At 45.2% G+C, this 13,695-nt stretch carries 13 protein-coding genes; 11 read left to right on the forward strand and 2 right to left on the reverse strand.

Going from position 1 to position 13,695, the window contains the following annotated elements:
- Position 1: 1 nt before the first annotated feature.
- From J1C86_RS01455 to J1C86_RS01495, 9 genes are all read left to right on the forward strand, one after another.
- Positions 2–865 (forward strand): L-ribulose-5-phosphate 3-epimerase, encoded by an 864-nt coding sequence (locus J1C86_RS01455; protein ID WP_125407577.1) that lies wholly within the window; start codon positions 2–4, stop codon positions 863–865.
- Positions 865–1,575 (forward strand): L-ribulose-5-phosphate 4-epimerase, encoded by a 711-nt coding sequence (locus J1C86_RS01460; protein ID WP_125407580.1) that lies wholly within the window; start codon positions 865–867, stop codon positions 1,573–1,575. The genes J1C86_RS01455 and J1C86_RS01460 overlap by 1 nt, the downstream gene beginning before the upstream one ends.
- A gap of 108 nt (positions 1,576–1,683) precedes the next feature.
- A complete protein-coding gene (locus tag J1C86_RS01465) occupies positions 1,684–2,667 on the forward strand; it encodes a LacI family DNA-binding transcriptional regulator (protein WP_125407583.1) in 984 nt (327 codons plus the stop codon).
- Between the two features lie 245 nt (positions 2,668–2,912).
- Positions 2,913–3,944, forward strand: a complete 1,032-nt coding sequence (locus tag J1C86_RS01470; protein WP_125407585.1) for a hypothetical protein — start codon at positions 2,913–2,915, stop codon at positions 3,942–3,944.
- Positions 3,937–4,893: a 2-hydroxyacid dehydrogenase family protein gene (locus J1C86_RS01475; protein WP_125407588.1), complete on the forward strand. Its 957-nt coding sequence runs from the start codon at positions 3,937–3,939 to the stop codon at positions 4,891–4,893. Before J1C86_RS01470 ends, J1C86_RS01475 begins: the two co-directional genes overlap by 8 nt.
- 23 nt (positions 4,894–4,916) lie before the next feature.
- Positions 4,917–6,368 (forward strand): PTS galactitol transporter subunit IIC, encoded by a 1,452-nt coding sequence (locus tag J1C86_RS01480; RefSeq protein ID WP_125407591.1) that lies wholly within the window; start codon positions 4,917–4,919, stop codon positions 6,366–6,368.
- A 33-nt stretch (positions 6,369–6,401) separates the two neighbouring features.
- Positions 6,402–7,391, forward strand: coding sequence for an amidohydrolase family protein (locus J1C86_RS01485; protein WP_032907832.1), 990 nt, complete (start codon positions 6,402–6,404; stop codon positions 7,389–7,391).
- A gap of 75 nt (positions 7,392–7,466) precedes the next feature.
- On the forward strand, positions 7,467–8,990 hold the full coding sequence (locus J1C86_RS01490) for an FGGY-family carbohydrate kinase (protein WP_125407594.1): 1,524 nt from the start codon (positions 7,467–7,469) through the stop codon (positions 8,988–8,990).
- Positions 8,991–8,999: 9 nt separating this feature from the next.
- Positions 9,000–9,743 carry a sugar phosphate isomerase/epimerase family protein gene (locus J1C86_RS01495; protein ID WP_125407597.1) on the forward strand — a complete coding sequence of 248 codons (744 nt, stop codon included), beginning with the start codon at positions 9,000–9,002 and terminating at the stop codon, positions 9,741–9,743.
- A 28-nt stretch (positions 9,744–9,771) separates the two neighbouring features.
- Here J1C86_RS01495 and J1C86_RS01500 read toward each other — a convergent pair whose 3' ends face one another.
- Positions 9,772–10,362, reverse strand: a complete 591-nt coding sequence (locus J1C86_RS01500; RefSeq protein WP_185755793.1) for a sugar O-acetyltransferase — start codon at positions 10,360–10,362, stop codon at positions 9,772–9,774.
- A 141-nt stretch (positions 10,363–10,503) separates the two neighbouring features.
- Between J1C86_RS01500 and J1C86_RS01505 the strand changes: the two genes are divergently transcribed.
- Both J1C86_RS01505 and J1C86_RS01510 read left to right on the forward strand, forming a co-directional pair.
- The gene (locus J1C86_RS01505; protein ID WP_125407600.1) at positions 10,504–12,165 is read left to right on the forward strand and encodes a BglG family transcription antiterminator; all 1,662 of its coding nucleotides are present in this window, start codon (positions 10,504–10,506) and stop codon (positions 12,163–12,165) included.
- A gap of 144 nt (positions 12,166–12,309) precedes the next feature.
- Entirely contained in the window at positions 12,310–12,993 is a 684-nt protein-coding gene (locus J1C86_RS01510) for a CPBP family intramembrane glutamic endopeptidase (RefSeq protein ID WP_223312145.1), read from the forward strand.
- Between the two features lie 98 nt (positions 12,994–13,091).
- Here J1C86_RS01510 and tnpA read toward each other — a convergent pair whose 3' ends face one another.
- Positions 13,092–13,556, reverse strand: a complete 465-nt coding sequence (gene tnpA, locus J1C86_RS01515; protein WP_125407605.1) for an IS200/IS605 family transposase — start codon at positions 13,554–13,556, stop codon at positions 13,092–13,094.
- Between the last annotated feature and the right edge of the window lie 139 nt (positions 13,557–13,695).

The following is a 13,695-nucleotide window of genomic DNA, read 5'->3' on the forward strand; positions in this document are numbered from 1 at the left end:
CATGGCACGTCCAATTGGAATTTATGAAAAGGCGACACCCAAGCATTTTTCCTGGCCTGAGCGTTTAGCTTTTGCCAAAGAACTAGGCTTTGACTTTGTTGAAATGTCGGTGGATGAAAGCGATGCTCGCTTAGCGCGCTTGGAATGGAGTAAGGAAGAACGCTTTGAAGTGGTCAAGGCCGTTTATGAAACGGGTGTCCGCATTCCGACTATCTGCTTTTCTGGGCACCGCCGCTATCCACTAGGATCAAACGATCCAGCCCTCGAAGCCAAGTCGCTGGAAACCATGAAGCAATGTATCGAGTTGGCTCAGGACTTGGGAGTACGGGTCATTCAGCTAGCAGGCTACGATGTTTATTATGAGGAGAAATCTCCTGCAACTCGTGCTCGCTTCCTGAAAAACCTCCGTCAAGCTTGTGATTGGGCGGAGCAGGCTCAGGTCATGCTGGCGATTGAGATTATGGATGATCCTTTTATCAACAGCATTGAGAAATATCTGGCTGTCGCGAAAGAAATCAATTCGCCTTATCTCTTTGTCTATCCAGATACGGGCAATGTCTCTGCTTGGCACAATGACCTTTACAGCGAGTTTCTGCTGGGCCATCAAGCCATTGCAGCCCTGCATTTGAAAGATACCTATGCCGTGACCGAGCAGTCCAAGGGGCAATTCCGCGATGTGCCTTTTGGTCAAGGTTGTGTCAACTGGGAAGATACTTTCAGAATTTTAAAAGAAACCAATTATCAAGGGCCATTTTTGATTGAAATGTGGTCTGAAAATTGTCCAACGGTAGAGGAAACCAAGGCGGCTATCAAAGAAGCCCAAGATTTCCTTTATCCACTCATTGAGAAAGCGGGGTTAAACTAATGCTGTTACCAGAATTAAGAGAGCGCGTTTACAAGGCTAATTGTGACCTACCAAAACATGGCTTGGTTAAGTTTACTTGGGGAAATGTCTCTGCGGTGGACCGCGAAGCGGGCTTGATTGTCATCAAACCGAGCGGTGTGGACTACGATAAGCTCAGTCCGGAAAATATGGTTGTGGCCGACTTGGATGGCAATATCGTTGAAGGCGACCTCAATCCGTCATCTGACTTGGCTACCCACGTGGAGCTCTACAAGGCTTTCCCAAAAGTCGGTGGCGTTGTTCACACGCACTCAACGGAAGCGGTTGGCTGGGCACAGGCTGGGCGCGATATTCCATTTTACGGAACGACGCATGCGGATTATTTCTACGGTCCCATTCCAGCGGCACGTTCATTGACAGAAAGCGAAATCAACACGGCCTACGAAAAAGAAACAGGCACCGTGATTATTGAAACCTTCCGCGAACGTCAGATTGACCCAATGGCAGTGCCAGGTGTCACTGTGCGCAACCACGGTCCCTTTACTTGGGGCAAGACGCCAGAAGCTGCGGTTTACCACAGCGTTGTCTTGGAAGAAGTTGCCAAAATGGCGCGCTTCACCGAGCAAATCAAACCCGATGTCAAAGAAGCACCAAAATACCTCATGGACAAGCACTACCTCCGCAAACACGGACCGAACGCTTACTATGGGCAAAAAGGCGCTAGTCATTAAAAAAACAAAGAGCAGTCCCAGGGATTGCTTTTTTGTGTTGGTTTTAAGTGGCATCTTGATTTTTAAAGTGGTATAATAAATGCAATTTGATGAGTTAGAAAGAACAAAATGACAAAAAAAGTAACAATCAATGATATTGCTAGCTTGGTTGGGGTGTCCAAGGCGACGATCTCCTATTACTTAAATGGAAATATGCGGAAAATGTCTTTGGAGACGAGGGAGAAAATCCGGCTGGCCATTGAAGAAACGGGCTATCAACCCAACAAAATGGCGCAGAGTTTGGTGACCAGAGACACCAAGACGATTGGCGTTGTGATTGCGGATATCACCAACCCCTTCATTTCCTCAGTTATCAAAGGAATTCATGACACTTGCAAGAAATACGGCTACACGGTTAACTTTACCAATTCGGACAATGACCAGCTGATTGAGCAGGAAAATATCGAGCGGCTTCAGCAGCAGAATGTCTCAGGGATTATTCTCGATACGGTGGATGCCAATTCGCTCCTGATTCAAAAGCTGAGTAAGAAGCGGACGGTTCTAGTGGACAGGCAATCGAGAGAAGTGACGCTGGACACGGTTGTATCTAATAATCGTAACTCGACCAAGGCTTTTCTGGCAGAAATGAAGAAGGCAGGCTATGAAGACATTTACTTTGTCACCTTTCCGATTGAGGGGATTTCGACGCGGGAAATGCGTTATCAGGGCTTTAAAGAAGAGGTTTCGGCTGACCCAGAGAAACTTTTGGTTTTGGGACAAGACGGGACAGCTCAAAAAATTCTTCAGTTGATTGAGCAAAGGCAAGAAAAAATCGCTTTTTTCACCATGAACGGCCCAGCCCTACTTGATTTTATGAAAATCTTGAACAAGACCGACTACAGCTATCCCCGTGATTTTGGTCTGGGTTCCTACGAGGATTTGGAATGGATGGAGGTTTTAAATCCGAATGTGTCCTGTATTCGCCAAGATTCTTATAAAATTGGTCAAGTGGCAGCAGAACATCTAATCAAAAAATTAAGAGGAGAGCTAGCGGCGGAACCTGCTCAACTCCTTGTTGTTCCTAGCTTTACAGTTTTTAGAAGCTCTTTTTAGAAATGAAGTATTCGCGCGAGTGGATACTTTTTTTAAAATATTTTTTGAAACCGCTTGCAATTCTAAAGAGAATAGTGTATACTATAACAGTAGAAAAGTGAAACGGTTAACCATAAATTAAAGCATTATTTTATAAGGGAAACGTAGTTCACTTTTATTTTTTGAAAATAAGTTAACCGCTTCGCCCAGAGTTTGAAAATAATTTCGCAGTGAAAGGTTGATTGCTCGTCTAGAAAGGAGACCTAGTGAATAGTAAAACAATATTAAGCGACCCCTTGGATGCCTGCTATGCCGTTGCAAGGTTGACCGATAGCGCTAACGACTATCTTTTGGTGGCTTCGGAGACCGAAAATGCCTGCTTGGCCTATGATGTCAATCTCGATTTCGCAAGGACGGTGGTTTGGAGCGAGGTTGGTGGCACCATGTCCATTATCCAAGTGCCAGGGACGCTGGATTTCTTGGCAACCCAGCGCTTTTATCCCGGTTTTGATGCCAAGGATTGCCGGATTGTTCACGGACAGTTCGAGGGCGAGGGCAAGTGGACAATCACGGAAGTGGGGGCTTTTCCTTATCTGCATCGCTTTGATTTAGTTGACAATGAGCGTGGAGCTATTCTTTTTATCGGTTGTACGATTGCCAATTCCAAGCAGTTTGTCGAGGACTGGTCGGATGACGGGAAAATTTTTGTCGGTCATTTTGATAAAAAGGTAAGGCAGCTGACAAATGTAGAAGAATTGCCACTTCGGCTCAAGAAAAATCACGGTTACTATCCTGTTCACGCGGAGCATTACTCGCTTATCACAGCGGTGGAAGGGATTTATCGTTTGGACTATCCGCAGGGTGCGTCTGACTGGACTTTGACCCAGCTCTTTGATGAAGAAACGAGCGATATTGTGCAGTTGGACATGGACGGTGACGGTCGTCTGGAAAATATGATTATCCAGGCTTTCCATGGCGATAGCTTGCGAATTTTGTCAGAAGATTTTAAGGAGGAATTATTTGCCTATCCAGAAGCGACGCCTTTTGGGCACGCTATCTGGTCGGGGACTTTACTCGGTCAGCCAACCTTTGTTTTTGGCTGGCGCTCAGGGAAGAAGCACTTGCTTGCTTTTACCTATGAAAATGGACGTTTTCTGGAACACATGATTGCTCCAGAAGTTGCTTCTAGCAACTGTTTGGCTTTTGAAAAAGATGGAAAATCCTATATCTTTTCGGCGAATAATGGGAAAAATACAGTTGCTCTTTACGAACTACAAAAGGAGGAAAAGAATGTCTAAGAAGAAAGTTCTTGTGACGGGAATTGTGCCTAAGGAAGGCTTGGTCAAGCTAATGGAAAAGTACGATGTGACCTACTCAGACGGGGAGCCGTTTTCACGCGACTATGTGCTGGAACACTTGCCTGAGTACGACGCTTGGCTCTTAATGGGGCAAAAAGGGGACAAGGAAATGATCGATGCGGGGAAAAACTTGCAAATCATCTCTCTTAATGCGGTTGGTTTTGACCATGTGGACATCGAATACGCCAAACAAAAAGGGATTGTGGTCTCCAATTCGCCGCAAGCCGTGCGGGTACCGACAGCTGAAATGACTTTTGCCCTTCTCTTAGCCGCTACCAAACGTTTAGCCTTCTATGACAAGATTGTCCGTACAGGAAACTGGATTGACCCGAGCGAAAGACGCTATCAAGGGCTGACACTTGAGGGCGCAACGCTTGGTATCTACGGTATGGGGCGTATTGGTTCAACTGTGGCTGGCTTCGCCAAGGCTTTTGGGATGAAAGTGCTCTATCACGACCTCTATCGATTGCCAGAGGAGAGGGAAAAAGAATTGGGCGTTAGCTATGTGGAATTTGATGATTTGGTTGAGAAGGCTGATGTCATTACCATTCATGCTCCGTCTCTACCGTCCACTCACCACAAATTTAACAAAGAAGTGTTCAAGAAAATGAAGAACAGAAGCTATCTAATCAATGCAGCGCGTGGTCCGATTGTGTCTGAAGAAGACTTGATTGAAGCGCTTAAAACTGGAGAGATAGCGGGAGCTGGTTTGGATGTCTTTGAGTTTGAGCCAGAAGTTTCTGAAGAGCTTCGCGCTTTGGACAATGTTATCATGGCGCCGCATGCAGGAACGGGAACGATTGAAGGTCGCCGTACCTTGGCAGCAGAAGCCGCAGCGAATATTCTTTCCTTCTTCGAAGGGAACCCTGTCAATGTCGTAAACAAATAAAATAAAGGAAAAAGGGTAAAACTATGCTAGAAGCCTTACAAAAATTTTTCGATGTTTTTGGTGCAACAATCGTTGTGCCAGTAATGATTTTTATTGTTAGTCTGTTCTTGAAAGTCAGTCCCAAGCGCGCTTTTTTCAGTGCCCTGCGCGCGGGGGTTGGTTTGACAGGATTTGGCTGGGTCATCTCTGCTTTTACACCGCTGGTAACCAAGTACATCCAGCAAATGGTTGACACGGCAGGGCTCAATTTGCCTATCGTTGACATCGGTTGGCAAACGGGTTCTCTGACTGCCTTCTCTTCTTCAATCGGTCTGTCCTTCTTCGTTTTTGGTCTGCTGATTGAGTTGCTTCTTTTCCTTTTTGGGATTACGCGGGTCTTTGTACCGTCCAATCTCTGGAATAACTTCGGTTACATGATTTGGGGAACCATGGCTTATGCGGCAACAGGAAACTTTATCCTCTCCTTTGCTTTCATGGTCTTTGTCCTTCTTTACTCACTGATTATGTCAGAAGTGGTAGCAGAGCGCTGGTCAGAATACTACGGAGTCAAAAATGCAACAATCAACTCTATTCACAATATCGAAACCTTGATTCCAGCCTTAGTATTTGATCCGCTGTGGAACCTTATCGGTATTAACAAGGTCAAACTCAATCCAGAATCGCTGAAAACCAAGCTGGGAATTTTCGGAGAACCCATGACTCTCGGTTTCTTGCTGGGGATGATTATCGGGATTCTCGGTAGCTTGAAAAATCTGGCGAGTTTGGAAGTCTGGGGTGGCATTCTAGGTTTTGCCATGTCACTTGCAGCCGTTATGACCATTTTCCCCTTGATTACAGGCGTCTTTGCAAGCGCTTTCGGACCTCTGGCTGAAGCGGTCGAAAAGAACAAGAAAAAAGAAAGCGAAGAAGAAGACGGACTGGCAGACAAGAAACGCTGGTTTATCGCAGTGGATGACGGAGTTGGTTTTGGTGAACCTGCCACTATCATTGCGGGGCTCATTCTGGTGCCAATCATGGTCTTGATTTCCTTGATTTTGCCGGGCAACCGCGCGCTTCCAGTCGTTGACTTGATTGCTATTCCCTTTATGATTGAAGCCATGATTGCCGTATCAAAAGGAAATATCCTCAAGGCGATCCTAAACGGAATCGTTTGGTTTTCACTGGGACTTTATGCGGCCAGCGCCCTCGGTCCAATTTATACGGAAGCTGTGCAGCAATATGGAGCGGTCTTGCCAGCAGGAGTGGTCTTGATTATGAGTTTCAATCTTTTGGCTCACCCTTTGACGGCTCTCGTCTTCTTTGCTTGGATTTCGGGCAATCCGCTTTGGATTGGCGTGACGATTGCTGTTTACCTAGTGTCTCTTTTCTTCCTACGGACAAAACGCGAGTCTATCTACGCTTATTTGCGGAAAATGGCAGATAAAAATAGTGGCTTTGAAGGAAGTAAAGAAAAGATTATGATTAGCGAAGACTAATGAATGACAGATTTGAATTTGGAGGACTGTATCATGAAGAAAATTGACGGACATGCACATATTTTAAATACCATTGCTGGTTTTAACGGCAAGGGCAGACTGAATGCTCTGGGCAATGGCTATGCCATTTGGGACGACGGCGAATTGATTAAGCTCATTCCAGACGGCTATGGCGACAAGGACTTTACAGCAGAGGCTTTTTTGAAGTACATGGATGCCAATGATATTGAGAAAGCGGTGATTTTGCAAGGACACTTGAATGGCTATCAAAACTACTATACTCATCTGGCGATTAAGCGCTACCCAGACCGCTTTACAGGCGCATTTTCGGTGGATCCATTTGCTGAAAATGCCATGCAGATTGTTCGCCGTCATGTAGAAGAGCTGGGCTTTAGAGCACTCAAATTTGAAATCAGCCAAGGTGGTGGTATCCACGGCTATCGTGGACAAAAGACGCCTTTCCGCTTGGACAGCGACCCGCATGTCAGCTTGATTTTGAGCTACTTGCTGGATTATCCAGGCTTCGTTATCACTGTGGACTATGGCAACTTTGACCAAATCAGCCACCAGCCGGATGCTATTGCCAATCTTGCTCGTTTGCACCCAAGCCTTGACTTTGTTGTCTGCCATTTGTCATTCCCGCATGCAGATACACCAAATCGTCTGCGGGCGGAACTCAGCATGTGGAAAGATTTACCAAACATCTACACAGATATTTCTGCTATCCAAGATATTGACCGTCCAGATACTTTCCCATTCCCTAAATCTGAAAAGAATGTTCGGATTGCTAAGGAAGTGCTGGGAGCGAAGCGCATCATCTGGGGCACAGATTCGCCTTGGTCAGCTACTTTTAACACTTATGAAGAGTTGGCAACTTGGCTGGAGCACGTGGATATTTTCACGCCAGAAGAGCTAGAAGATGTCCTCTACAATAATGCAGAGCGCGTTTACTTTAAGCCGTCGGCTGTTCAAGCAAACCGTGAAGCGGTTGATGCAGCGACTAAGGAATTAGGCTTGTACTAAAGCCGCATGTGCTTGTTCATAAAGAAGCTGTGAGGCAATCTCAGCTTCTTTTATACTTGAAATCGGAGGAGAAAAATGAAATATTTTTTAAGTATCGATTATGGGGGCACCAATACCAAGGCAATCGTATTTGATGAAGAAGGGCGACAATTAGGGCAGTCTGCTTTTAGTACCAAGAAGATTGAGGAAAAAGCAGGCTATCGCGAAGTGGATTTGAAAGAGACCTGGCAGGGGATTCGTCAGGCTATGAGGCAAGCTGTCAAAAATGCCCAGCTTAAGGCAGAAGACATCAGCGCTCTTGCCTGTATTGGTCATGGGAAAGGCCTCTATCTGCTGGACAAAAACGGTCAGGAATTTACGCGCGGTATCTTGTCTACAGATGAGCGAGCGGTCGAGCTGGCTCAAGAATTTGAGGAGCGGCTAGACGAAATCTGGGACTTGACGCACCAGCATGTTGCTGCCGTGCAAAATCCCGTTTTGCTTCGCTGGTTCAAAGAGTATGAACCAGAGATTTACCAGAATATTGGGGCAATTCTGTCGGCCAAGGACTATGTCCGCTTCAAGCTGACTGGGCGTATTCAGCAAGAAATAGGAGATGCTTCGGGCAATCACTGGATTAACTTCCAGACGGGTACTTACGACAAAAGAATTACGGCTTTCTTTGGTATTGAAGAAATGTACGAGCTTTTGGCGCCCCAAGTGGACTATGCAGAGCTTGTTGGTGGCTTGACCCAAGAAGCTGCCGCAGCAACGGGACTTCTTGCAGGAACGCCTGTGGTTGGTGGGCTCTTTGATATTGATGCTTGCGCAATCGGCTCTGGCGTCTTAGACGCCAGCACTTTTAGCGTGATTTCAGGCACTTGGAATATCAATACTTATCCCAGCAAGACGGCAGTCAGCCAAGATAGCGGCTTGATGCACTCTTATTTTCCCAATCGCGATTTTTTGATAGAGGCAGGCAGCCCAACTTCGGCGGGCAATTTGGATGCTATGATAAAAATGCTGATGATGGAGGAAATCCAACATCTCAAGGCTTCAAATTCCTCTATTTACGATGTACTGGAAGTGTTTTTGCAGGAGACGGACGCTTCTTACAGCAAGATTCTCTTTTTCCCTTTTCTTTATGGCAACAATATCGGCAGAGCTGCTGAGGCTTGTTTCTTTGGTCTGACAACCCAGTCCAGCAAGTCAGAGATGATTCGGGCGGTTTATGAGGGGATTGTCTATGCGCACAAGCAGCATATCGATGATTTGCTAGCGACGGTTGAGCAAAGACCGCGCGCTTTGCGCTTGTCAGGCGGTGCGACAAATTCGCCAGCTTGGATGCAGATGTTCGCTGATATTTTAAATATCCCAGTAGAGACGGTTGAAGCGCCAGAATTAGGGGGTCTGGGCGGCGCCATTGCTTGCTTGCAAGCGGTGGATGATTTGAGCCTAGAAGAAGCTGTCGAAAAAATGGTTCGGGTCAAGGAGCGCTTTGAGCCTCAGGCTAAGGAACATGAGCTTTACCAAAGGAAATATCGCGTTTACCAAAGTTTGCTTGCAGCCATGGAGCCTGCTTGGGCAGAGCTTTGTCAGCTACGGACGACATTAGAATAGAGGGTTAGGATGAAAATAAAGCGAGAAGAATTGATTATCAACACGATTGCTTTTAAGGAAGAATTAGACAGGGGAGTCAAGCAAGAAGATTTGCTAGAAAGCGTCAAAGAGCTAGGACTTTCAAGGGTTGAAATTCGGCGAGAGTTTTTAGGGGATATTGATGTAGAGTTAAAAAACATCAGAAAAAAAGCCGACCAGCTAGGGCTGTCGCTCTTTTACAGTGTCAATGAGGATTTTGTCATAGGAGATAGGGTCAATCCGAAACTTAAGACTTTGCGGCAGGAAGCGGAGCTCTTGGGCGCTCCCTTTGTCAAATTAAACACGGGCGATGCCGGTCATATTTCGGTGGCTTCTTTGGCAGAGTTGGCGCCTAGTTTTCAATCATCTGTCGGACTTAAGCTGGAAAATAACCAAGACTCTCTTTATGCCAGTATCAAGAATTGCCGTTTGATGATGAACAAGGTCAGCGCAGCAGACCTGCCTATTGCTTTCGTCTTTGACCTTGGCAACTGGGCTTGGCTGGGAGAAGATATAGAGCAGGCTTTTGCTAGCTTGGCAGAAGTTACCGATTACCTCCACTGCAAAAATTACCGTCATGTAAATGGTCAAGTGGAGATTGCTAGTTTATTTGAGGGTGAGTTAGATGCTCCTAGCCTCATGAAGCGCTTTAGCCATGTGCGCTATCTTGCCCTAGAATATCCGACTTCCTTGGAAAACTTAGAAGCAGACATCGCGCGGCTGCTGGAAAAATAAAACTGAGGTAGGTTCACCTACCTCAATTTTATGGTTGATAATTGCTTTTGTCTTGGTCAGTGATTGGTCGAATGACGCGGCAAGGAACGCCAGCCGCCACAACATTAGCTGGGATGTCCTTGGTCACGACGCTCCCTGAGCCAATGACACTATTGTCTCCAATCGTCACACCTTGATTGACATGAACGCCAGCACCTAGCCAGACATTGTCGCCAATCTTAATCGGCTTGGCATAGCAAGCCCCCTGACTACGCTCCCAAGCATCCAGAGCATGATTGGACGTGTAGAGTCCGACGCGCGGTCCAAAAAGGACATTGTCACCAATCTCAATACCGCCGCCGTCCAGCATAACACAGTCAAAATTTGCATAAAAATTGTCCCCGATGCTGATATTGTAGCCGAACTCACAACGAAAAGTCGGCTCAAAATGGGCATTTTTTCCGACGGATTTAAGCACTTCTTTTAAAATAGCCTGCCGCTCGCTAGCAGGCTGTCCAAAACTGGCATTGTAGCGGTTGGTCAGAAAGACCGTTTTTTCGCGTGCTTCGACCAACTCGGGAGTCAAGTCATTGTACATGGCACCCGAAAGAATATGATACTGTTGTTCTTCAAGATTCATGGAGAGCTCCTTTTTTCTTTTATTATAACATGCAAGGGAGTGGGAAACAAGACTTTCCAAGTAGCTGAAAAATCCTTCATCTTTCAATTTTGTAAGCGGTTGTGATATACTAGAAAGGAAGTTTAAAGGAAAGAAAAGCAAATGATTTATTTAGATAAAAGCAGCTCTGTCTTGCTCAACTATCTTTTGCAGTTGACAGAGCCTGAAACAATTATGGCGATTTCTCGTGCCACAGGGCAATCGCGCCGCAAAATTTATTATCATTTAGAAAAAATAAACGACGCTTTGCCTCAAGGAGTGGACAAGATTGTCAGCCAGCCGCGGGTCGGACTGGTTTTGACAGCGGAACAACGAGAGGCTTGTGAAGCCTTGCTTGAAAGCGTGGATGCTCACAGCTATGTCATGAGTATGGAAGAGCGCATGCAGCTGATGATTCTCTTTATCTGCGTCTTGAAAGAGCGCGTGACGATTGAAAAGCTCATGGATTTGACCGAGGTGTCGCGTAATACAGTGCTCAACGACCTCAACACCATTCGTAGCCAGCTGACGGTCGAGCAGTATCAGGTTAGTCTCATTACAACCAAGTCGCAGGGCTATGTTCTCAAATGCCACCCGCTCAATAAAGTCCAGTACGTTCACGCTCTGTTGACCACGATTTTTTCTGAGGGCAATAGCGGTTTTATGCGGATTTTGGGAAGTAAAATCAAGCAGTTTGTGCAGGAAGATGTGCTGCTGTCCGAGGAATTACAAATTTTTCTCAACCAGCAGGTGCATTTTATCGAGCAGGACTTGGGCAAGAAAATCAATCGCTATGAAATCGAGTTTATGCTCAAAGTTCTGCCTTATCTGCTGCTGTCCTACCGTAATATGACCTTGAGCGAGCAGGAGAGGGACGATTTGTACCGCGAGTTTTCTCTTATTCGTAAGCGCGTGGAATACAGCACGGCTAAGAAGCTTCAGACTTTGCTGGACGAAAAATTGGGCTTGCATTTGGATGAGATTGAGCTGTCTTGGATTGCGGTTTTGTTGCTTTCTTATCGAAAAGACCAGGATTTACATGCAACTAGTGAAGATTTCGCGGATTTGCATCTGGCCATTGACAATTTCATCTGGGATTTTGAAGCGCATTCTCCCTATGAGCTGGAAAATCGTGACGACCTGATTCGCAATCTCATGACCCACTGTAAGGCGCTTTTGTTCCGCAAGACTTACGGCATTTTGTCCAAAAATCCGCTGACGCGGCACATTCTGCAAAAGTATCCTGAGCTTTATCACTATACCGAGCAGAGCGTGGGGATTTTGGAGGAGGCTTGGCTCATTTCGCTGACGCGAGACGAGATTGCCTACTTGGCTATGCACCTAGGTGGTGCTTTGAAGCCGCAGGCGACGAGGCCCAAGGAGGTCAAGCAGATTTATATTGTCTGCGATGAGGGGGTGGCAGTCCAGCGCCTCTTGCTCAAGCAGTGCCAGTATTATTTTCCGCATGACTATATCCGCGCGGTCTTTACCAGTGAGCAATTTAAGAGCGTGGAAGACCTGTTGGAAGTGGATTTGCTGATTGTGACCAGCGACGGGCTTAGCAGTAGATTTCCGCTGGTGCAGGTCAATCCTATTTTTGACTATGAAGACGTGGTCAAGCTCAACCGCTTTATCAAGTATCGCCTGACAGCCAGTCAGCACAGCGATTTCAGAAGTGAGCTAGAGCGGCTCTTGGCGCATTATCTTGCCAATAGCGAAGAAGCCAAGGAACTCCAGTACCAAATCGAAAACCTGGTCGAAAAGCAGATTTTGACTGGAAATTAGCCTGATTTTACCAGTTCACGGACAAAAATGTACATTTCGAGGACTTGTGTTTTAATTTTCTGAAAAATCTTTTATTTTATTTTGCATATGAAAAGAAAAATCATCCAATATATCTATCCAATTATTTTACTTTTTCTAGTAAAAATGTTAACAACCGTGTGGGTTGAAGTTTTTTTAAACGGTAGGAAAGTAAAAGTCTACAGCGATTTAGAAATGACGATTTATTTGTCTGCTTTGCTAATTACGATTGTCTGTTCAATTTTTGCTATTTGGCGCTGGGGTGATAAATCTATCTTTAAATTTTCTAAAATAAAACTGTCTTATATTCTAGTAACAGTGGGACTTTATTATTTCCTTCAGTATTTTAACGAGCAGTATTGGCAATGGTTTCCTAATTACGTTACGACAAATCAACAAGGCTTAGATGATATTAGATATGCGCATCCTAGCACATTTGTATGGGGCAGTCACTTGTTCGTGATGTCTATTTTGAGCCCTGTTCGTGAGGAGTTGGTTTTTCGTGGAGCTATTATGACCAGTTATTTCAGGAATTCCCAATATTTCTTGGATGTTCTTGTTTCGGCAGCAGCCTTTGGTATTTTTCACATTATAGGCTTTCCTTGGTCTTGGATTGATTTTTTCTTTTATGCAATGGCTGGTGCTGTGATAGGTTTTATTTTTCGCTACACCAAGTCCATTTACTACCCTTTGACTTTCCATATTTTTTGGAATACAGCTAATCATTGGAGTGAGATTTGGAGTTTCATCTATTTGAATATTCTCAATCATAACCACCCGTCTAACGGGTGGTTTGTCCTAGGGCTATAAGCCCACATCACCAGCCAGCGCCTAAAGACGCTGGCTTTCACTTTGTTCAAGCCTCATTGCTCTTGACTCGTCACAAACCTCTCAAAGAGGTGTTTGCATTACTTACCACTATCCCTAAAGGGATCCTCATATTCTTTTACACTCAATTTATCCAACGCTATATCATGCTTTTCCTGCTCTTGGATATATTTCTTGATGGTGGCTTCATTAAGTCCTACTGTACTCACGTAATAGCCTTCCGCCCAAAAATGTCGGTTCCCAAACTTATATTTTAGATTGGCGTGCTTATCAAACATCATGAGAGCACTTTTACCTTTTAAATACCCCATAAAACTAGAAACACTTATCCTCGGTGGAATACTTACCAACATATGTACATGATCTGGCATTAAGTGACCCTCGATAATTTCAACACCTTTATAACTACATAATCGGTGGAATATTTCACCCAAACTGTTTCGATATTGATTATAGATGACTTTTCGTCTATACTTAGGTGTAAACACAATGTGATATTTACACATCCACTTTGTGTGTGATAAACTATGTGCCTTTTGCACCATATTTTTCTCCTTTCGCTTCACAATGGGCTTGAACACCTTTATTGTATCGCGTTTGGAGTTTTTTTGGTATAACCTTCGAGGCGCACCCGCATAGCGGGTGTTTTTATCAAAAAATAAAGTCCAATCTTGAACACAGACC

The sequence above is a fragment of the Streptococcus sanguinis genome, assembly GCF_050220005.1.
Taxonomy (GTDB): Bacteria; Bacillota; Bacilli; order Lactobacillales; family Streptococcaceae; genus Streptococcus; species Streptococcus sanguinis_Z.

What these genes read in the sequence shown, in the direction of transcription:
- J1C86_RS01455 (WP_125407577.1), top strand. Translation starts at nt 2, where the DNA reads ATGGCACGTCCAATTGGAATTTATGAAAAGGCGACACCCAAGCATTTT.
- J1C86_RS01460 (WP_125407580.1), top strand. Translation starts at nt 865, where the DNA reads ATGCTGTTACCAGAATTAAGAGAGCGCGTTTACAAGGCTAATTGTGAC.
- J1C86_RS01465 (WP_125407583.1), top strand. Translation starts at nt 1,684, where the DNA reads ATGACAAAAAAAGTAACAATCAATGATATTGCTAGCTTGGTTGGGGTG.
- J1C86_RS01475 (WP_125407588.1), top strand. Translation starts at nt 3,937, where the DNA reads ATGTCTAAGAAGAAAGTTCTTGTGACGGGAATTGTGCCTAAGGAAGGC.
- J1C86_RS01480 (WP_125407591.1), top strand. Translation starts at nt 4,917, where the DNA reads ATGCTAGAAGCCTTACAAAAATTTTTCGATGTTTTTGGTGCAACAATC.
- J1C86_RS01485 (WP_032907832.1), top strand. Translation starts at nt 6,402, where the DNA reads ATGAAGAAAATTGACGGACATGCACATATTTTAAATACCATTGCTGGT.
- J1C86_RS01490 (WP_125407594.1), top strand. Translation starts at nt 7,467, where the DNA reads ATGAAATATTTTTTAAGTATCGATTATGGGGGCACCAATACCAAGGCA.
- J1C86_RS01495 (WP_125407597.1), top strand. Translation starts at nt 9,000, where the DNA reads ATGAAAATAAAGCGAGAAGAATTGATTATCAACACGATTGCTTTTAAG.
- J1C86_RS01500 (WP_185755793.1), bottom strand. Translation starts at nt 10,362, where the DNA reads ATGAATCTTGAAGAACAACAGTATCATATTCTTTCGGGTGCCATGTAC.
- J1C86_RS01505 (WP_125407600.1), top strand. Translation starts at nt 10,504, where the DNA reads ATGATTTATTTAGATAAAAGCAGCTCTGTCTTGCTCAACTATCTTTTG.
- J1C86_RS01510 (WP_223312145.1), top strand. Translation starts at nt 12,310, where the DNA reads ATGTTAACAACCGTGTGGGTTGAAGTTTTTTTAAACGGTAGGAAAGTA.
- tnpA (WP_125407605.1), bottom strand. Translation starts at nt 13,556, where the DNA reads ATGGTGCAAAAGGCACATAGTTTATCACACACAAAGTGGATGTGTAAA.